The organism is Nonomuraea sp. NPDC000554, from assembly GCF_040300065.1.
Classification (GTDB): Bacteria; Actinomycetota; Actinomycetes; order Streptosporangiales; family Streptosporangiaceae; genus Nonomuraea.
The window spans coordinates 14,654-32,279 of the sequence record NZ_JBEPDC010000036.1; the positions used below are offsets into that span (position 1 = coordinate 14,654).

General features: G+C 69.1%; 19 protein-coding genes and 1 riboswitch. Of the genes, 9 read left to right on the forward strand and 10 right to left on the reverse strand.

Features of this window, described 5'->3' with window-relative positions; all coding sequences use genetic code 11:
- Positions 1 to 145 precede the first annotated feature (145 nt).
- The 3 genes from ABT294_RS43700 to ABT294_RS43710 all read left to right on the forward strand — a co-directional run bounded on the left by ABT294_RS43700 (position 146) and on the right by ABT294_RS43710 (position 1,987).
- A complete protein-coding gene (locus ABT294_RS43700) occupies positions 146 to 736 on the forward strand; it encodes a cytochrome b N-terminal domain-containing protein (RefSeq protein ID WP_350812383.1) in 591 nt (196 codons plus the stop codon).
- Positions 733 to 1,020 (forward strand): hypothetical protein, encoded by a 288-nt coding sequence (locus ABT294_RS43705; RefSeq protein WP_350812384.1) that lies wholly within the window; start codon positions 733 to 735, stop codon positions 1,018 to 1,020. The genes ABT294_RS43700 and ABT294_RS43705 overlap by 4 nt, the downstream gene beginning before the upstream one ends.
- 350 nt (positions 1,021 to 1,370) lie before the next feature.
- Positions 1,371 to 1,542: riboswitch (M-box (ykoK) riboswitch) on the forward strand.
- A gap of 250 nt (positions 1,543 to 1,792) precedes the next feature.
- Positions 1,793 to 1,987 (forward strand): hypothetical protein, encoded by a 195-nt coding sequence (locus ABT294_RS43710; RefSeq protein ID WP_350812385.1) that lies wholly within the window; start codon positions 1,793 to 1,795, stop codon positions 1,985 to 1,987.
- 550 nt (positions 1,988 to 2,537) lie between these two features.
- Here ABT294_RS43710 and ABT294_RS43715 read toward each other — a convergent pair.
- Positions 2,538 to 3,161: a TetR/AcrR family transcriptional regulator gene (locus ABT294_RS43715; protein WP_350812386.1), complete on the reverse strand. Its 624-nt coding sequence runs from the start codon at positions 3,159 to 3,161 to the stop codon at positions 2,538 to 2,540.
- A 379-nt stretch (positions 3,162 to 3,540) separates the two neighbouring features.
- Here ABT294_RS43715 and ABT294_RS43720 point away from each other — a divergent pair, with 379 nt between their 5' ends.
- The 4 genes from ABT294_RS43720 to ABT294_RS43735 all read left to right on the forward strand — a co-directional run bounded on the left by ABT294_RS43720 (position 3,541) and on the right by ABT294_RS43735 (position 6,900).
- Complete coding sequence (locus ABT294_RS43720) at positions 3,541 to 3,828, forward strand: ATP-binding cassette domain-containing protein (protein WP_350812469.1); 288 nt, start codon at positions 3,541 to 3,543, stop codon at positions 3,826 to 3,828.
- Positions 3,828 to 4,481 carry a CatB-related O-acetyltransferase gene (locus ABT294_RS43725; protein WP_502912216.1) on the forward strand — a complete coding sequence of 218 codons (654 nt, stop codon included), beginning with the start codon at positions 3,828 to 3,830 and terminating at the stop codon, positions 4,479 to 4,481. Before ABT294_RS43720 ends, ABT294_RS43725 begins: the two co-directional genes overlap by 1 nt.
- 55 nt (positions 4,482 to 4,536) lie before the next feature.
- Positions 4,537 to 5,832 carry an erythromycin esterase family protein gene (locus ABT294_RS43730; protein WP_350812388.1) on the forward strand — a complete coding sequence of 432 codons (1,296 nt, stop codon included), beginning with the start codon at positions 4,537 to 4,539 and terminating at the stop codon, positions 5,830 to 5,832.
- A gap of 396 nt (positions 5,833 to 6,228) precedes the next feature.
- Positions 6,229 to 6,900 (forward strand): hypothetical protein, encoded by a 672-nt coding sequence (locus tag ABT294_RS43735; RefSeq protein WP_350812389.1) that lies wholly within the window; start codon positions 6,229 to 6,231, stop codon positions 6,898 to 6,900.
- Positions 6,901 to 7,088: 188 nt separating this feature from the next.
- Here ABT294_RS43735 and ABT294_RS43740 read toward each other — a convergent pair whose 3' ends face one another.
- A complete protein-coding gene (locus ABT294_RS43740) occupies positions 7,089 to 7,241 on the reverse strand; it encodes a hypothetical protein (protein WP_350812390.1) in 153 nt (50 codons plus the stop codon).
- A gap of 1,011 nt (positions 7,242 to 8,252) precedes the next feature.
- On the opposite strand from ABT294_RS43740, the gene ABT294_RS43745 reads away from it, so the two are divergent.
- Positions 8,253 to 9,485, forward strand: a complete 1,233-nt coding sequence (locus ABT294_RS43745; RefSeq protein WP_350812391.1) for a serine hydrolase domain-containing protein — start codon at positions 8,253 to 8,255, stop codon at positions 9,483 to 9,485.
- A gap of 271 nt (positions 9,486 to 9,756) precedes the next feature.
- Here ABT294_RS43745 and ABT294_RS43750 read toward each other — a convergent pair whose 3' ends face one another.
- The 7 genes from ABT294_RS43750 to ABT294_RS43780 all read right to left on the reverse strand — a co-directional run bounded on the left by ABT294_RS43750 (position 9,757) and on the right by ABT294_RS43780 (position 15,021).
- A complete protein-coding gene (locus ABT294_RS43750; protein ID WP_350812392.1) occupies positions 9,757 to 11,547 on the reverse strand; it encodes an ABC transporter permease in 1,791 nt (596 codons plus the stop codon).
- A 5-nt stretch (positions 11,548 to 11,552) separates the two neighbouring features.
- Complete coding sequence (locus ABT294_RS43755) at positions 11,553 to 12,281, reverse strand: ABC transporter ATP-binding protein (protein ID WP_350812393.1); 729 nt, start codon at positions 12,279 to 12,281, stop codon at positions 11,553 to 11,555.
- Positions 12,278 to 12,811 carry a PadR family transcriptional regulator gene (locus tag ABT294_RS43760; protein ID WP_350812394.1) on the reverse strand — a complete coding sequence of 178 codons (534 nt, stop codon included), beginning with the start codon at positions 12,809 to 12,811 and terminating at the stop codon, positions 12,278 to 12,280. The genes ABT294_RS43755 and ABT294_RS43760 overlap by 4 nt, the downstream gene beginning before the upstream one ends.
- Positions 12,812 to 13,086: 275 nt before the next feature.
- Positions 13,087 to 13,350, reverse strand: coding sequence for a helix-turn-helix domain-containing protein (locus ABT294_RS43765; protein WP_502912217.1), 264 nt, complete (start codon positions 13,348 to 13,350; stop codon positions 13,087 to 13,089).
- Positions 13,302 to 13,439: a hypothetical protein gene (locus ABT294_RS43770; protein WP_350812473.1), complete on the reverse strand. Its 138-nt coding sequence runs from the start codon at positions 13,437 to 13,439 to the stop codon at positions 13,302 to 13,304. The genes ABT294_RS43765 and ABT294_RS43770 overlap by 49 nt, the downstream gene beginning before the upstream one ends.
- A gap of 262 nt (positions 13,440 to 13,701) precedes the next feature.
- Positions 13,702 to 14,067, reverse strand: coding sequence for a darcynin family protein (locus tag ABT294_RS43775; protein WP_350812395.1), 366 nt, complete (start codon positions 14,065 to 14,067; stop codon positions 13,702 to 13,704).
- A 60-nt stretch (positions 14,068 to 14,127) separates the two neighbouring features.
- Positions 14,128 to 15,021, reverse strand: a complete 894-nt coding sequence (locus tag ABT294_RS43780; protein ID WP_350812396.1) for an NAD(P)H-binding protein — start codon at positions 15,019 to 15,021, stop codon at positions 14,128 to 14,130.
- 113 nt (positions 15,022 to 15,134) lie between these two features.
- Here ABT294_RS43780 and ABT294_RS43785 point away from each other — a divergent pair, with 113 nt between their 5' ends.
- Entirely contained in the window at positions 15,135 to 16,100 is a 966-nt protein-coding gene (locus ABT294_RS43785; protein ID WP_350812397.1) for a LysR family transcriptional regulator, read from the forward strand.
- Between the two features lie 328 nt (positions 16,101 to 16,428).
- Here ABT294_RS43785 and ABT294_RS43790 read toward each other — a convergent pair whose 3' ends face one another.
- Positions 16,429 to 17,610 carry a 4-hydroxybenzoate 3-monooxygenase gene (locus ABT294_RS43790; protein WP_350812398.1) on the reverse strand — a complete coding sequence of 394 codons (1,182 nt, stop codon included), beginning with the start codon at positions 17,608 to 17,610 and terminating at the stop codon, positions 16,429 to 16,431.
- Positions 17,611 to 17,626 lie beyond the last annotated feature (16 nt).

The following is a 17,626-nucleotide window of genomic DNA, read 5'->3' on the forward strand; positions in this document are numbered from 1 at the left end:
GGGCTAAGAACAATGAGCCGCGAGCCGTGATCACCGGCGGCGGGTTCGCCGGTGACAACGCCGCGCGAGTACTGAATCGGGTTTGTCGGGGGAGAGGCTGTGCCGCTGGACTGCGCCGATCCCGAGCTATCCGGCCGGTCTACGCATGAAGGGCCTGCACGCACGGCTCGCGCACGTGGTGGGGGCGCGGCCGCGGAGCCGCGCCGACCACTGGTCGTTCGTGTTCGGGGAGATGGCGGTCTACAGCCTGGTGGTGCTGTTCTTCACCGGCGCCTTCCGCCGTCCGCACGGCCTGAACTGGCTGATCTGGGTCGGCCTGTTCGTCCTGGGCATCGTGGCAGGCGTCACCGGGGGCATCCTGCCCGACGACCTGTTGTCCGGTGGCAGCCTCGCGCTGATCCAGGGCGTCATCCAGGCCATCTCAGATCAACCCCATCTGGCTGTACGGCCCGAGCCGGCCGGGCGCAACGGGCGCGGGCGCGGTGCCCGACTGGTACATGGGGCTTCCTGGACGGAGCCATCCGCATCATGCCCGGCTGGGAACCCGTCGTCGCCGGCCACCCGCTCACCCTGTCGGTCCTCATCCCTGCTCTTGTCGTGCCGGGCGGCTTCTTCACCGTCCTGGCCGCCTACCCCCTCGTCGAACGCCGGCTCACCGGCGATAGCGGGGTCCATCGTCCCCTGGATCGGCCCCGTGAGGCCGCTGTCCGCACCGGCCTGGGCGCCGCCGGCGTGACCTTCTACGGCCTGCTGTGGGCGGCGGCCGGCAACGACCAGCTCGCCCATCACTTCAGCCTGTCCCTGTTCGCCGTCACCTGGTTCTTCCGCATCGCGGTCGTCGCCGGACCCGCCGTGGTCTTCGAGGTCACTCGCCGCATCTGTCTGGCCTTGCAGACACAGGATCAGGAACTGCGTGCGCATGGGGTCGAGACCGGCATCATCCGCCGTTCGCCCCGTGGGGAATACACCGAGGTCCACCAGGCGGCCACCACACTGCCCGCATATGCCGATCAACGCTGATATCGAGATCCACGCGGTGAACGTCCTGGTCATGGGCTCGGGGCGCCCGGGCTGCGAGGTGCTCATCGTCGGCAGCTGCGGAAACACACTCAAGATCATTGCGCGCATATGGGTGGGCCGGCGACAACAGGCCGCTCACGGCAGCATCTGGCTGCACACCCCTGAAGAGCAGAAGAGGTCCCGTAGGGCCTCTGAGCGCTGGCAGGTACGGTTCCGCAGACCCGTTTCAACACCCCGAACCTGGCGTTTCACGCCGACAGGATGGGCTCAGTATGTCCCGGTGCCGGGACGGGGAGATCTTCGGCGTCCTGTCTTGACCTGGGCAGATGACAGGAGGTTCCCTGAATGGGAAGGCACCTCGTTCGGTGAGGCGTCTGCACGGATACAGGCCACTGACCCCACGACATCGAGAGACGCCCAGGGTCAGGACAGGTTTCCCCGGCTTAAGGGGTAACCCCACGTGGCTTCCCGGCTACGGGATCACGCCGTGCAGTGCCAAAGCTCTTACATGAGGGGTGCCGGCATCAATGTGGCCCTTGGGAGTGCTGACGGCGCTCGCGTGCGCCCGCAACGGGCGAAAGGTAAGGAGGTGGACGCTGTGCTCGAAGGCGATTGCCAAAGTCAACGATCTCAGTTCGTGACACCCCGCGCCCGCCGGCGTCAGCGTGGCTGACTCTCCACGGCAGCTCTGTGGGAGATCAAGCCCATGGTGCTGGCCGCCGTCTCGCCGGTGCGATGCTGCTGCGGGGCGTCCCCAGGAGAGGAGGCCGCCATGACCATCACGATCACGCTGTCCCGTATGCCCGTCACTGCCGACCTGGGCCGGGCGCTGCGTGCGCTGTGGCCGTTGGCCGCCATCGCGCTGTCGGCTCTGGCCGAGATCGCCGGCGCGCCTGTGCTCGTGCGCATGATGCTGGAGGTCGCCATGCGGATGGCCGAGCGCGCCATAGGTCTCCAGCAGGCATGAGACGCGGGAGTCGACGGCCTGGGTAGGGCGAGCCGGGTCCGCTGCGCAGTGGGGCAGGGGTGGCACGCGATACCTTCGGCCTGGCCCGACGAAGCGAAGCGTTGAACAGCGAAATCAAGAGGCCACGCGACTGCCGGCAAGTCTGGGCGCACCGCAGGGGAGTAGCGGGCTGCTCAGGACAGCTTCCGGTATGCCTGGCTGCATGGGTTGAGAAGTGTTTCGGCGACCTGGCCGACCTTGGCAGCTTGCGCAGGCGGCCGCTGTTGGGGATCCCCCTCCTCGTTCTCGCTATGAATCTACAATGTAAAGGCGCTCGGCTGGGGCGGCATCCGCCGTCCCCGAACATCTAAGGAACGGGCTCCGCCCGTACGCTCCGACACAGGAATGTCCTGGTCGTCCAGACGGAGCGAACCGGGCCCGCCCTGTCCAGGCCGACGCGCCACGCACGTCTCGATGGGGGAGCCGCTAAACGGCTTGCGCGCTCCTGCAAGGTCGCCCTGTTCGCCGGTGGGCTACTGCATCAAGGCGGGAGGCGAGACCATGGGTCCCGTCAGGCGTCGCCAACTGATGGGGGTTCGGCGAAGGCTCCGATGGACGCGGCGAGGGCGGCGGTTCTGGCCGCGTGGTCGGGCAGGTGCGGGTCGGGCGGCATGCGGAGAAGTACCAGCTGGTGGTACACCGGTGCGGTGGCGGCGAGGAGCAGTCGCCGAGCGTCGGTGCGCGGCGGGAGTTCGCCGCGCCGGGTCGCCCGGCCGACGATGATCTCGCACCGGGCGTACCGGTCCTCCCAAAGCCGCTGTTGGGCGCGGTCGGCTTTCTCGGAGCGGAATGAGGCGGCGATCAGGGCTGCGACGATCGGCGGCTGCGCAGTCAGGGCTGCCTGGATCTCATGGTTCAGTGCTGCCAGGTCGCCTCTCAGTGAGCCGGTGTCCGGGGGTTGCCAGTCGTCCTCGCCCGCCGCGTCGAGGACGTCGGCGAGCAAGCCGCCGATGTCCCCCCAGCGCCGGTACACCGTTGCGCGGTGCACGCCCGCGCGCGCGGCGACGGCGTCCATGGTGAGCCCGTCATAACCGTGCTCGCCAAGCTCTGCGCGGACCGCGTCGAGTACCTGCGTACGAATGCGGGCAGTACGGCCGCCGGGGCGGCGCCGGGTCGGTGGTGTTGGAGGAGTCATCGCTGGTCATCCGGTTTGCTCAGTGGGACGGCGTCATGCCAGTATCTTAATGCATCAGTTGTCGCACTAGTGGAGTTGTCGATGTTCTTCCGAAGCGTTCGCCCGGCCGTGCGGCCTTTGACGGTCGCCCCGTTCTCGAATGTTTTGGAGTGCTCGCATGCCCACGAAGATCACCGCGCTCGCTGTCGGCAAGCCCTTCGACAGGAGGCTCGCCCTTGACTCGGTGCCGTGTTCGCTCGCTGCGGGCGAGCGAACACGGCAGGGTCGGCCTTCTCGCCCGGGACGGGGTGCCGCCGGACGCCCGTGGACGGGCGGGAGATGCGCGGACCACACCGAGGACCTGCCGTCCCTCGACCTGTTCGACCGCGGCCGGCTCACGATGCCGATTGGCTGGCTGTCCACCGGACAGCAGCAGCGTCTCGCCCTGGCGCGCCTGCTCAGCGAGCCGTCAGATGTCCCGTTGCTGGATGAACCCACCAACCATCTGTCGCTCGCCTTGGTCCGAGGACCTGGAGGCCGCTCTGGCCGGCTACGGCGGCACTCTCACGGTCAGCCACGGTCGCCTGCTGTGTCGGCGCTGGCAGGGGGCCCATCCGGCCGTGCATGCGACTTCGGCTTCCCGCGCCACGGGATGTCTTTCAAGCTTCAGGAAGGAAACGATTCGTGATGTCACCTGTTCCCGCTGACCCGACCGTGGTGCATCCCATGCCCGAGCAGCCGCGTCTGGTGCTGCTGAAGCCGCTGGTCACCTCGCCGCTGATCGAGGTTGGGGAGTTCTCCTACTACGACGATCCGGATGATTCGACCGCCTTCGAGACTCGTAACGTGTTGTACCACTACGGGCCGGAGAAGCTGGTCATCGGGAAGTTCTGCGCGTTGGGCGAGGGTGTGCGGTTCATCATGAACGGTGCCAACCACCGCATGGACGGCCCGTCGACGTTCCCTTTCCCGATCATGGGTGGTTCCTGGGCCGAGCACTTCGATCTCATCACCGGCCTGCCCGGACGAGGTGACACCGTGGTGGGCAACGACGTCTGGTTCGGGTACCGGGCCATGGTGATGCCCGGCGTCCGCATCGGCCACGGAGCGATCATCGCCTCCGGCTCCGTCGTCGTCGACGACGTCCCCGACTACGGCATCGTCGGCGGCAACCCGGCCAGAGTCATCCGCCGCCGCTACAGCGATGCGGACATCGACCGCCTTCTCGCCCTGGCCTGGTGGGACTGGCCGACCGAGCACATCAGCGAGCACATCCGCACGATCATGTCCGGCAGCATCGACGACCTGGAGAACGCGGCGGCCGCGCTCCGGCGCCGGTGATCCACTCGCGTTCCGGCCTTTCACCGTTCCAGTACTTGGGAATCGAGCCATCAGTATGTCTGCTTCGTCCCACCACAACCCGTTCGCCGGCTGGCTTCGCGGCTGTGCCGTCCCGCTCACTCACCTCGACCCTGAGGCGCCGCTCGATGACCTGGAGCCGCTACGCGACATCATCGGCAACGCGCGTGTCGTCGCGATCGGTGAGAACTCCCACTTCATCACCGAGTTCTCACTCATGCGCCAGCGCATCCTGCGGTTCCTGGTCGAACACTGCGGTTTCACCGTCCTGGCCTTCGAGTACGGCTTGAGCGAAGGCTTCCCTCTTGACGCCTGGGCTCAGGGGGAGGGGGCGGACGATGATCTGTTGGCCCATCTCGCTGAGGCGATCCCCGTGGGAGTCGATGAGCCGCTGCGCTGGATGCGCCGGCACAACGCCACAGCTTCGAAGCCGGTGCGTTTCGCCGGGATCGACATCCCGGCAGCCGGTGGATCCTTGGTTCCTGCCCTGGCCCCGGTCGCTGAATACCTCCGCGAGATCGATCCAGAAGTCCTACCGGCGCTCCAGACGGCGATGCGGATCGCCGAATCGTTCGCCGGTGCCTCCGCGGCCTCGGCCGCACCGGCCTGGACACGCCTGGCCGCCGCCGAACAGGACGCTCTCAGCGCTATCCTGATGCGCCTGCTCATCCGGTTCCGTGCGGTCGAAGCGCTGTACCTTTCCCGTGGTGACCAGCGCAGCTATGACATCGCCCTGCGTCGCCTCGAAGGCGCCTGCCACGCCGACTACGGCTTCCGCGCCATGGCCGGCCTCTACGCCGGAAACGGGCTGACCGCCGACACCTCGGCCCGTGACGTCTATATGGCCGGGTCGGTCCTGTGGCATCTGGAGCGCCTTGAACCTGGGGCCCGGGTTGTGCTGGCGGCTCACAACGCCCACATCCAGAAGGTGCCGATCTCCTTCAACGGTCACCTCACGGGGCTCCCGATGGGACAGCACCTGCACCGCGTTCTCGGCGGTGAGTACTTCGCCCTCGGCCTGACGAGTATCACCGGACACACAGCCGATATGCGCCCCGACGAGAACGCGCGCTTCGGTTTCGCCATCGACAACACCGCGTTGGAGCCGCCTGAGCCGGGAAGCATCGAAGCCGCCTTCGCCGATGCCGGCCTCGGGCTGAGCGTCGCCGATCTTCGCCAGGGGCGCACGGAGGCTTCCGGCAGCGTCGGCCTTGCCCATGGCCCCGACCGCATCCGGATACAAAGCGCCTACTTGCACACCTCCGTCCTCGACGCGTTCGACGGCATCCTCAACACCCCGACCTCCACCGTGGCCGACGACGTCGAAAGTTGAGGAGCCAGTTTCAGGCCGCAGCATCACGATTCCACTCCGGCCACGCCGCCGTTGGGACGCTGCTTGGCTTGTGCGTCGCTCAGGCACGGGCGGGCCGGCGGTCGTGCTACTGCCGGGAGGGGTGGCCGCCGGGCTGGACTATCTCAACCTGCGCCAGCGCGCCCTATGACCGGGGCGGCACCGACTGATGCGACCCGGTCGATCTGCCGCTGCCGAACAGCGCCGTTCCAGCTACCATTCCACCGATTCCACCCTCACGATCGGGAGGCGCACGGGTCGCATCTGTGGTCGTTACATCGCCTCCTCGGCGCACGATACTCAGTCGTGACCGCACGACGCCCCCGTCCTTCTTCGGTCCGCGGCATTGCACCGCGCTCCACAGCTCACACCACGAGGGTGATCGCCGCACGCCAACGACTGAAGCCACGCCAACGCCGAAGGCTGCGTGAGGTCCGTTTGTCTGTCCAATGGTGGGCTGCTCTCACCAGCGTCGTCGCTGGGCTCCTGTCCATTCCCGCGCTCGTCATTTCTCTCAACGCTCTCCAGCTCAGCCAGCAGCAGCGGCAAGACGCACTCGCCCAGCGCGTCGAGGACCAAAGGAAGGAAGCACAGTCGAAGGCCGATGCGGACGCGCTCGCGAAGGTCGCATTTCCCAACCGTGTCCAGATAGTGGACGAACCAGATGGAACCATTCGTGACGCTTGGGCCTGGTATGTGCGCAACGCCAACTCGCAGCGGGCCTACGTGTACGTCCTGCATCGCCCCAACAAGCAGCCCACAGAGCTCTGGGAGTTCGTCGTCGAACCGTGCAGCGAAGGCGAAATCGTGCTCCCAGAGTCGAAAAGTAAGCTTGACACCCTCGGCGGCAGCCAAGCATTGGCCATCGCCAAAAGGGATGCTGTATCTACCAGACAGCAGGTCTGGACGAGACCCATCCTGTCGGCGAAACCTCAACTCATTCCTGACTTTTCTCAGTGGATCGGGCTAGAAACCCAGCCTGACGGCGGCATCTCCATCGAACCGGGTTCCCTCAAGGGGGTCCGCCGCGGGATCACGCCCTGCACTTGATCAGCCCGCTTCTTCGGCGACCAGACTCCGTTCCTCGGCCGCGCCGACGTGGTTCCCGCACCCGCCGCACACGAAGTACCCCACCTTCGCGTCCCAGGCGCAGATTCCGCTCCCCGCATCGGCAGCGGGTCGGCGTCGTTGAGCGCGAGGATCTCTGCGGCCCTGGCCGTCGTTTCGTAGAGCATCCGCTAGAGAGTCTTCTCCCGCAGCGGGATGTCGCGGAGCGGCAGCAGCCGGTGCAGGGTGGTCTTGGCCACGGCCTTGGTCTCGTCCGGATTCTCGCGGCGGCGCTCGAGGCGGGCCGGGAGGCAGGGGCCGCCCGATGTTTCTTGGTCCGGCATCAGGCGAGCCAGGAGGCGGCTGACCGTCGGCGGCGCCATTGCGGAGCCGGGGATGATGGCTGCGTCGGGCGGCGCGCCAGGTCGGCAGAGGTCCCGGCGGTGATCAGGTCTGATGCGGTGTCGTGCCAGCGGTCGTATCAGCACGGCAATGGCCCGGCTTCAGAGCGGTTGGCGATGGCGGATTCCGTGAACGGTTCAGCGATGCAGCGCTCGCGACCGCGTTCGTAGTCGCCGGTGTTGCCGCCGCATCCGACGGTGAGGCCTGGCGGTCGGGCTGACGCAGCCCGTCTTCTCTCAGTGGGGGGCGGCGGCGGCTCGCTCGGGAGCAGTGATCAGGTCCGCCCGCACCCGCACGCGTGCGGGTGCGGCTTATAACCCCAGCTATTTAGTGGTGCTATATACCGGTAGTCGGTGTTACTGTGTACTGGTAGTCAGCAACGCCGAGTAGCTGAAAGGGACGGGGGTGTTCCATGGACAAGGTCCGTCCGACAGCCGATGTTCGAAGACCTCGCCGACCTGTTCGAACGGGCCACGGCGGACGGAACGCCGATCCGCGAGATCGTCGGGAGAACCCGGTGGAGTGAGTCGAGGCGTTCGTCCGCAACTACTCGGAGGGTGGCTACGTCCCCGCCCGTGAGCGGAAGCGGCTGACCGACGCCGTCACGCGCGCCGCCGGCTAGGACACCGAAAAGAAGACGAGACAGTCTGAAAGCGACGTAGCGCATCGTGCCTGGCACCGAGCGCCGCTGTCATCGACTGTCTGCACAACGTGGCTACGGGGTCATGCCCCCGGCCGGCTGTTTCCCGCCGCGGGTCAGCGGCGGCGACAACCAGTATCAGAGCGCGCGCCGATGGCGGATGCCAGGAACGGTTCAGCGGTTGCGCCCTCGGGGCTGCGAACCGGGCCACGCCGAGCTCACTCCCGACCCTCGTGTGTCGCCCATGCACAAGCCCATGAGCGCCACGCCGGGACGGATCTATCAAGATCGAACACTGTGTGTAAGGAGATTCATGATGGGAAGCGGCTTCTCCGAAGCAGGGCTGCGCAGGCTGCGCGAGGTGCTGGCCCGGCATGTCGAGTCCGGGAAGATTCCCGGGCTCGTCGCCCTGGTCGGCCGGGGCGAGGAGACACATGTCGAAGCGATCGGGACGATGCGCCATGCGGGTGGCGCGCCGATGCGCCGCGACACCATCTTCCGGATGGCCTCGACGTCCAAGCCGGTCGCGGTGGCGGCGGCGATGGTCCTGCTGGATGAGTGCCGGCTCCGGCTGGACGACCCGGTCGATCGGTGGCTGCCCGAACTCGCCGACCGGAAGGTGCTGAAGCGGCCCGACGGCCCGCTGGACGACACCGTGCCGGCGCGGCGGCCGATCACCGTCCGGGACCTGCTCACCAACACGTTGGGACTCGGACTGGATATGACGGCGCGGACCGCTCCGATGATGAGCGCCTTCTTCGAGCAGGGGGTTTACGGCCAGGAGGACGGATGGATGTTGCCCGAACCGGGGCCGGATGAGTGGATGCGCCGCCTGGGCACGCTCCCGCTGATGTACCAGCCCGGCGAACGGTGGCTGTACAACGTCGGCGACGACGTGCTCGGCGTGCTGGTGGCCAGGGTCAGCGGCCAGTCGTTCGAGACGTTCCTGCGTGAACGCATCTTCGAGCCGCTGGGCATGAAGGACACCGGTTTCCACGTGCCCGCCGACAAGATCGACCGGCTGCCGCCCCTGTACGCCCCCGATGGGCAGACCGGAGAGTTCCTCGTGGAGGACGAGGCCGAAGGGGGACACCACAGCCGGCCTCCGGCGTTCCCGTCAGGCGGCGGCGGACTGGACTCGACCGTCGACGACTATCACGCCTACTTCCGGATGCTGCTCAACCACGGGATGCACGGGACCCAGCGGATCCTGTCCCGGCCCGCCGTCGAGCTGATGACCACCAACCGCCTCACGCCCGAGCAGACAGCCGCCCTACAGGCCTGGGCCCGCAGCGTCGTCCATGTGTCACACGGCCAGGGGCAGCATGGCGGCTGGGGCTTCGGGATGGCGGTGCGCACCTACCGTGGCGACTACGCGCCCGTCGGCCAGTTCGGCTGGGACGGCGGAGCCGGCACCACTACCTACGCCGACCCGGACAACCAGCTCGTCGGCATCCTGCTCACCCAGACCGGGATGTCCACCCCGGATTCGGCGCGGGCCATCCACGACTTCTGGACCACCCTCTACCAGGCAATCGACGACTGACCCGGCTGCCTGGTAGAGGTCGGTCCGGCAGAAGACCTCGACCAGGCTCCAGCCTTCGACGGGCCGGCAGCGATTCCGACGAGCAGATGGAGCGGCTGCGGTCGCATCCGGACCTCGGCAGGGAGGAGTTGATGAGGTTCTTCACGTTGACGCGGAAGGATCTGGGGTTCATCGACAACGTGAGCCGGAGCGGGGGCCGGGGTTCGGCGGCGCGCGGCGGATGGGGTCTCTGCGGGGTTGTGCGGGCCTCGGTCCGCTGAGCGGGGCCCGGTTACGCTGTTTCGGCGCTGAGGGTCTGTGCCACGGGTCGGCGGGCCGCCAGGCGTGCGGGCAGGGCGGTGAGTGCCGCCGTCGCCAGGAGGGTCGCGAGTGCGGCGCCGAGCAGCCAGGAGGCGGGGGGTTCCGCCGAATTCCCGGCGGCGAAGAGCGAGAGCAGGCCGATGCCCAGAGGGACGCCGATGATGGCGCCGGGCAGCGCGGGCAGGAGCTGGGCGGCGGACAGCCCCGCGGAGATCTGTCCGGGGGTGGCGCCGAGCGTACGTGCGATGGCCATGTTCGCTCGGGCCTCCATGGCCGTGGTCCAGGTGAGCGTGATGGTGTTCACGACGGCGAGTGCGATCAGCAGGATGGTGACGGCGAGCATCAGCCGGCGGTCGTGCTCGCCGCGCAGGTTGGGCAGGGCGGAGGAGCCGTCCAGGCCGTAGCCCCTCTCCGGCTGGGCGTAGAGGGTCAGCAGGGCGACGATCGCGATCACCGTGGTGGCGGTGGAGCACGCCTGCAGCACGGCGCGGCCCGGCCGGCGGGCGGTCAGCCGCAGCCCGAGCAGCAACGGTGTGGGCAGCAGCGCGGACAGCGCGGTGAGCCAGGGTCGGTGGCGGGGCTGGTGTGCGGTGGCGGTCAGCGCCGTGACGGTCGCCGTGCGCAGGGCCCGCAGTGTGGGACGCAGCGTGGACAGCACTGCCACCGCCACGGCGAGGACGGTCGCCGCGGCGGCGGTGGCGCCGGTCAGCCCGACCGCGTCGCCGATCCGGCTGGCCGTGGGGCTGGCGATGGCGGGCATGGTGAGGCGGGCGATCATCAGCCCCAGCGTGTCGCCGACCAGCGCCAGCGCCAGGTATTCGGTGAGCAGGACGGTGGCGATCAGGCCCGGGGTGGCGCCGACGGCCTTGAGCAGCCCGGCCCGGCGCGTCTGTTCGACGGCGCGTCCCGCGGCCAGCGCGGCCACTCCGGTGATGGCCAGGAAGCCGAGCAGCCAGCTGCCGACGATCAGGATCGGCTGGGTGTTCCTGAGGATGACCATGTCCTGTATGGCGGTGAACTGCCAGGTCTGGAAGTTCACCCTGAGGGTGGGGATGCGGTGGGCGTCCAGGAAGGCCTGCGCCGTGGCGGGGTCGCGCAGCTTGAGGTCCAGGGCCATGGTCACGGGGAGATGGTGGGACGACGCCAGTGCCCGGGCATCTGATCGGGTCATCCAGGCCAGGCCGCTGGCGTCGCTGGGGCCGCCGCCCGGGCCGATCTGCGCCGCCCAGGGGTAGATGGAGGTGGCCGCGGTGACGGCGATCCCGACGACGGGGTAGGAGCGGCCGGCGATGGTGACGCGGTCGCCGACGCTGACGTCCAGCGCGGTGGCGAAGCCGCGTTCGAGGACTGTGCCGCCGGAGCGTACCCACTGACCTGAGGTCAGCAGCGGCCGGTTGAGCGCGCGGGGCGTCTCGGCGAAGCCGTGCACCACCACTGGGGACGAGGTGGAATCGCGTGTGGTGAGGTTGGCGTAGACGATGCGATAGGGGCCATGGTGGGCGATGACTTCGGGCTCGTTCGCCACCGAGGCCAGGGCCGAGGTCACGGCGGGGCCCGTGTCGCCGGAGAGTGCCACCACGTCCGGCCCGGCGGTGGCCGCGCGGGTCTGTTCGTACAGTGCGTCGCTCACGCCGCGCAGGGACAGGCCCAACGCCAGGGTGGCGGTGGCCACGGTGACCGCGAGCAGGAGCACCGCGGCCTGGACCTGGTGCCGGCGCACGTCAGCCAGTACCAGACGCGCGACGAGCACGATGGAGCCCATGTCGTTCAGCCCTCCAGTCCGATCAGCCCGCCGAGCCCGCGCGTGGGGGAGCCGGCCAGCCGGGTGTCGTCGACGAACATGCCGTCGCGCATCGAGATCAGCCGGTCCGCGGTGGCCGCCACCCGTTCGTCGTGCGTGACGATCACCAGCGTCTGCCCCGCCGTACGCAGGTCTTCGAAGATCCTCAGGACGTCGAGGGTCGCCGTGGTGTCGAGGTTGCCGGTCGGCTCGTCGGCCAGGACGACCAGTGGTTCGTTGGCCAGCGCGCGGGCGATGGCGACCCGCTGGCGCTGCCCGCCGGACAGCTGTGACGGCAGGTGCCGGGCGCGGCCGGCGAGCCCGACCCGTTCCAGCAGCAGGCCCGCGCGCCGTCTGGCCTCGCGGCGCGAGCGCCCGGCCAGCAGCGCGGGCAGCTCCACGTTCTCGGCCGCCGACAACTCCTCCACCAGATGGAAGGCCTGGAAGACGAACCCCACCGACCGGCGCCGCAGCCGCGCCAAGGCTCGCTCGCTCAGCGTGTCGATGCGCCGCCCGGCCAGCCACACCTCTCCATCGGTGGGCCGCTCCAGGCCGCCCAGCAGGTGCAGCAGGGTGGATTTCCCGCAGCCGCTGGGCCCCATCACCGCCAGCATCTGCCCCTGCGGCACCTCCAGGTCGACCTCGTCGACCGCGCGGACCCGGCTCTGCCCCTGACCATGCGTCCTCACCAGGCCGCAAGCCTGTAACACGTTCATGCACCCTCGACTTCGTCATCGCCCTTGGACCAGGCTCGCTCGCAGGCGTCCAGCCAGCGCAGGTCCGCTTGCAAGCGCAGCACGACCCCTTCCAGCAGCAGGCCGGTGCCCGACCCCGCCGGCTCGGCCAGCGCCGCGTGCTGCGCCTCACGCAAGCGGCGCAGCAACTCACGGCGCTGCGCCGCCACCAGCTCCACGGGGTCGGCCAGCCGGGCCGCGGCGGCCGCGGCGAGCTTGAGATGAAACTCCGCCAGATCCGGTTTCGGCCAGCCCACTTCGGCCAGCCAGGCGGCCACCCGCTGCTGCCCGGCCGGTGTCAGCGCATAGACCTTGCGCTCCGGCCGCTCGGGCAGGCCATCGGCCCGCTCGCAGACCACGAGCCCTGCTCGTTCCAACCGGGCCAACGTCACATAGATCTGACCGCGGTTCATCGACTCGCCCAGCGGGCCAAGACTCCGCCGCAGCCGAGCATGCAAGTGGTACCCGTGCGACGGCTCCTTGGCGAGCATCGCCAGCACTGCGTCCTGCACTCCATCCCCCCTAACGGCTAGCCAATAGATAGCGGTTACCCATCAGAGATGTCAAAGCGCTACACCTGGCGATCTCCTGGACCGGCCCCGCCGCCAACTGAGGGGTGGAGGGAACAAGTCCTCGACCGAGGCTGTTTGAGCGGATTGCCCAGCCCCGTGGAAGCGCCGTACCCGCCGCGGATTCCGGCATCGCCGACAACGTCACCCGTGACGGCGATGAGGTCGAACGTCACCCCTGGCCGCGATGCGGCGTCGAACCCGGATCGCCCTGCCGGTCACGGTCCGCCGTCGCCGGCACCTACCAGCAGACCGAGCTTGGCCGGCACCCGGGTGACGTGGGTCTTGACCGTGTGCTCGGTGACCACGGGTTCGGCAGCGATCTCGGCGTTGGACAGCCCGCGCGCGGGCAGGCGCAGGACTTCCAGCTCACGCGCGGTCAGCCCGTCGTAGGGGCGGGGCGCGGGCGGCCGGGTCTTGGTGAACTCGGCGATCAGTCCGCGGGTGATGCCGGGCGCGAGCAGGGCGTCACCGCGGGCCACGACCCGTACGTCGGCACCGCGTCGCCGTCGAGCACCCAGTTGCCGGCCACCAGGTGGGCCAGGTCGGCGGGCACGGGCCATGCGGTCACCAGTGCAGTCAACCCGGCGGCTGCCGCGTTCGCCGGCGATTGAGCGGGCGCAGGACGCGGGGTGGGCGCCGCAGGGTCGGGCCGGCCCCAGGGACTCCACCGTCCTCGTGCAGACCCTCCGCCTGCAGATGGTCATCTGCGGCACATCGCCAGACGGCTGCGCGGCAGGCGTTGATCAACGAGATTCGGCAGCACCAACCCTCTCCGGACAGATGCCCTCTGGCCGTAACCGGCCAGAGGGCATCGGCGGGTGGGCGGTGTGTCAGGTGGTGATGGTGGCGACGGGTTCGAGGCCGTAGGTTCGGGCGTAGCCGTTCTCGGTGCCGACGAGGAGGTCGATGACCTCGAAGTAGCGGTCCCAGAACGGGGTTTCGCGCAGTGCGTCGATGAGGAGCTGGTAGGCGTGGTGGTCTTCGGCTTCCCACACCCAGACGTCGGTGACGCGCGCGGAGTAGAACTCCGTGTCGTAGAAGCGTGACCGGACGCCGGTGGTCTTGGCCTCGATGGCCGGCAGGACCTGGGTGGTGAAGGCGTCCACGCGTTCCTGGACGGTCAGGGCGAGCCACTCGGGTGTGGTCTTGACCAGGAGGAACGCCGTGACCGGCGGTTCGGTCTTTTCAGCGGGCATCAGGATGCCTCCAAAGTGGCAGGTGGCCTTGGTTCGTGTTGTGGCGCTGGGCGCTGGACTTCAGGAGAGGACGGCGGGCTTGAGGGTCTGGGCGCACCACTGCTCGAAGCTGGTGGGGGAGCTGGTCTCCGGGGTGCGGGCGACGCCGGCGTCGAGGCCCTCGTCCTTGGCCCGCTTCATGTCGACCATGCCCTGGACGAATGCCTCGTTGAGGCCGTAGCCGACGAGGGTGGTGTACAGCTCGTCGAGCGGCTGGCGTTCGTAGCGGACGGGGCGGCCGAGCTGTTCGGTCATGATGCGGGCCAGGTCGTTGGGGGACAGGTCCTGCGGCCCGAGGACCGGGACGCTGTCGGTGCCGGTCCACGAGCGGTCCAGCAGCAGGCCGGCGGCGGCGGCCGCGATGTCGGCGACAGCGACGAAGGGGGCCTTGCGGTCGGCGTCGACGGAGTCGGTGAAGACGCCCTTCTCGCGGATCGAGTCGGACTCCTCCAGGAGGTTCTCGAAGAAGGACGGGTTGGCCAGGGCCCGGTAGGCGACGCCGGTGTCGGCGATGAGGTCGTCCATGGCGAGGGAGGCGGTGACGAGGCCGGCCCGGTCGGCGAGCGGGGTGCCGCGGCCGAGCGCGGAGACGCCGACGACATGGCCGACGCCGTGGGCGGCGAGCGCCTTGACGGCGGGGCGGGTGAAACCGCTGTAGGCGTCCTGCGGGGTCAGGGAGGCGTCCGGGGGGACGAGCCAGAAGACGGCGTCCGCCCCCTCGAAGGCCCGGTCGAGGACCTCGGCTTCTGCGTGCGAGCCGGTGACCACCTCGACGCGTCCGCGCGCCGCGTCCGGAAGCCGGGCGGGATCGCGCACGATCACGCGCAGTTCCTCGCCCGCGGCGGGGGCGGAGTCCAGGAGCCGGGAGAGCAGGTGACGGCCGATGTTCCCGGTGGGAGCAGTAATGACGATCATGAAAACCTCGTAGGTCGTGCTGGTTCGGTACGCCCCTCATCCTGCTGAGGATCTCCGTGCTGCCACAATGGGAACTTCGGCACGGAATTATTGACTGAAATGGAATAATACTGGTGAGCAGCCCGGATCCGGTCATCGACGCCAACCTCGCCATCGCGCTGGATGCTCTGCTGGCCGAGCACAGCGTGACCCGCGCCGCCGCACGTCTGCAGACCTCGCCCGCCGCCATGAGCCGCACCCTCGCCCGTCTGCGCCGCATCCTCCAGGACCCCCTCCTGGTCCGGGCCGGACAGGGCATGGTTCCCACCCCACGCGCCCAGGCCCTGCGTGAGGAAGCCGCCACGGTGGTGCGCAGCCTCGCAGCGCTGCTCAGCCCTGGCGCGAGCGTCGACCCCGCCAGCCTCCGCAGCACCTTCACCCTCCAAGCCGCCGACCTGGTCGGCGCGGCACTGGCCCCCGGGCTGCTGCAACTGGCCCAGCGGGAGGCGCCGGGGGTCTCGTTCCGGATCCGGGCCGAAGAACTGGAGGCCGGACCCGCCCTGCGCGACGGCCGGATCGACCTGGAGATCGGATCCATCGACCACGTGGACCCGGAAACCCAGATCGAAGAACTGGTCAGCCTCCGCATGGTGGCGGCCGTCCGGCCGGGCCATCCGCTCACCGAAGGGCCACTGACCCCAGTCCGGCTTGCTGCCGCCCAACATGTCGCGGTCAGCCGCCGCGGCCGGTTCACCGGCCCCCTCGACACCGCCCTGGCCGAGCAGAACCTCCACCGGCGGGTCAGCGTCGTCCTCCCCAGCCACCTGGCCGCGATGACCCTCGCCACCCGCAGCGACATCGTCTGCCTCGTACCCGCCGCACCCCCCGGCGCTGCCCCCTCGCCCCTCACCCACGACGCCGGCGCCCTCGGACTGCACCTCCTCGACATCCCCCTGGAACTGCCACCGCTGACCATCGGCATGGCCTGGCACCCCCGACACACAGCCGACGGAGCCCACCGCTGGCTCCGCAACGCCGTCCGCCGGACTCTCTGCACACCGACAGCAGCTTCTGAGATCACCATGGCGGACCCCGAGTAGTGCGGCACCGGCCTATGCGGACGCATGCCCGTTGACAGCAACGTCGGAGTTCGGAAAGCAAGCTGAGTCATGCTCCGGCTCCTACCGACCTGTCGGTGGTCAGCAGCGTAGACGCGTCCGGCTGCGGCGCAAGCTCCGCCTGACGCAAGCCCTGTTCGGCAGGTCCCGGGGCGGGCTGAGCGGCGAAGTCCCGCCTCAGAAGCGGTCGACCGGCCCGCACGCGGCGGGACGGGTGTCCTGCCGCCCCCCGGGGGTGTTCAGTTGTCGGGAGGAAGATCCTGAGCTGCTCGGACTCACACGCTCCTGCCCCCTTCGCCGAGGGGCGGGCTCAGTTCAGGCCGGTGAGAAACTCGCTGAAGAGCCGGCTGGCGGTCTCGGAGTCGTAGAGGCGCTCGAACTCGGCCCGGGCGAGGCGGCGCCGGAATTCGCCGTGGTAGGAGGCGTCTCCCGCGTCGTGCATGAGGTCGGTGAACCATGCGGCGAAGGCCTGGTAGTTCCATACGTGCTTCAGGCAGGTCGAGGAGTACGCCTCCAGCAGGCCCGCATCGTGCTCCTTGACCTGCTGGAGGACGGCCGTGGCGAACGCCTCGGCGTCGTGCAGGGCCAGATTCATGCCCTTCGCGCTCATGGGCGGCACGATGTGCGCGGCGTCCCCGAGCAGGTACAGGCGGCCGTAGCTCATCGGGTCGTAGACCACACTGCGCAGCGGCACCAGCGTCTTGCTGGAGATCCTCCCCTTCGCGCCGACCGGTTCGCCGAAGCGTGTCTCGATCTCCTCCCAGATGCGTGCGTCCGTCCACTCCTCGGTGGAGCTGTCCGGAGGGCACTGGAGGTAGAAGCGGCTCGCCTGGGGGCCACGTGCGAACTGCCCGGCGAAGCCACGGGGGTGGATCGCCATCAGGGACTGGTGGTTGGCGGGGGCCTCGGCCAGCACGGTCAGCCAGGCGTACCCGTACTCGTGGGAGTGGCGGGTCAGCTCGCCCTCGGGAATGCTCGCCCGGCTGGTGCCGCGGTCCCCGTCGCAGCCGGCGATGAAGTCGCAGCTGATGGTCCGCGACGCGCCCGCGCTGTCGCGGTAGTGCACGCGCGGCTGCGGGCCGGTGATGTCCTCCAGCGACACCTCCTCGGCTTCGAAGCGGAGGTCGCCGCCGTCGCTGACGAACACGTCGATGAGGTTGCGCACGAGCACCTGCTGGGGGCAGAAGCGACCGTCGCCGTTGTCGTCGGCCAGGAACGTGTAGGGCCGCGTCTGGCCGTCGATGCGGAAGTTCATCACCGGCTCGAAGGGGACGCCGCCGAGGATCCTGTCCTCCAGGCCCCAGTGGCGGAACATGCGTGCCGCGCGGGTGTCGATGACGCCCGCGCGCTGCCGCTGCTCGACGTACTCCCGGCTGCGGCGCTCCAGTACGACGCAGTCGATCCCGCTGCGCAGGAGGAAGTTGCCGAGGGTGAGCCCGGCGACACCCGAGCCCACGATCACCACAGTGGTGTTCTCGTCCGTCACGGACATGGATGGTGCTCCTTCG

What these genes read in the sequence shown, in the direction of transcription:
- ABT294_RS43755 (WP_350812393.1), bottom strand. Translation starts at nt 12,281, where the DNA reads ATGAACGTGTTACAGGCTTGCGGCCTGGTGAGGACGCATGGTCAGGGG.
- ABT294_RS43780 (WP_350812396.1), bottom strand. Translation starts at nt 15,021, where the DNA reads ATGATCGTCATTACTGCTCCCACCGGGAACATCGGCCGTCACCTGCTC.
- ABT294_RS43715 (WP_350812386.1), bottom strand. Translation starts at nt 3,161, where the DNA reads ATGACTCCTCCAACACCACCGACCCGGCGCCGCCCCGGCGGCCGTACT.
- ABT294_RS43750 (WP_350812392.1), bottom strand. Translation starts at nt 11,547, where the DNA reads ATGGGCTCCATCGTGCTCGTCGCGCGTCTGGTACTGGCTGACGTGCGC.
- ABT294_RS43740 (WP_350812390.1), bottom strand. Translation starts at nt 7,241, where the DNA reads ATGCCGGACCAAGAAACATCGGGCGGCCCCTGCCTCCCGGCCCGCCTC.
- ABT294_RS43775 (WP_350812395.1), bottom strand. Translation starts at nt 14,067, where the DNA reads ATGCCCGCTGAAAAGACCGAACCGCCGGTCACGGCGTTCCTCCTGGTC.
- ABT294_RS43745 (WP_350812391.1), top strand. Translation starts at nt 8,253, where the DNA reads ATGATGGGAAGCGGCTTCTCCGAAGCAGGGCTGCGCAGGCTGCGCGAG.
- ABT294_RS43730 (WP_350812388.1), top strand. Translation starts at nt 4,537, where the DNA reads ATGTCTGCTTCGTCCCACCACAACCCGTTCGCCGGCTGGCTTCGCGGC.
- ABT294_RS43710 (WP_350812385.1), top strand. Translation starts at nt 1,793, where the DNA reads ATGACCATCACGATCACGCTGTCCCGTATGCCCGTCACTGCCGACCTG.
- ABT294_RS43700 (WP_350812383.1), top strand. Translation starts at nt 146, where the DNA reads ATGAAGGGCCTGCACGCACGGCTCGCGCACGTGGTGGGGGCGCGGCCG.
- ABT294_RS43720 (WP_350812469.1), top strand. Translation starts at nt 3,541, where the DNA reads ATGCCGATTGGCTGGCTGTCCACCGGACAGCAGCAGCGTCTCGCCCTG.
- ABT294_RS43790 (WP_350812398.1), bottom strand. Translation starts at nt 17,610, where the DNA reads ATGTCCGTGACGGACGAGAACACCACTGTGGTGATCGTGGGCTCGGGT.
- ABT294_RS43725 (WP_502912216.1), top strand. Translation starts at nt 3,828, where the DNA reads ATGTCACCTGTTCCCGCTGACCCGACCGTGGTGCATCCCATGCCCGAG.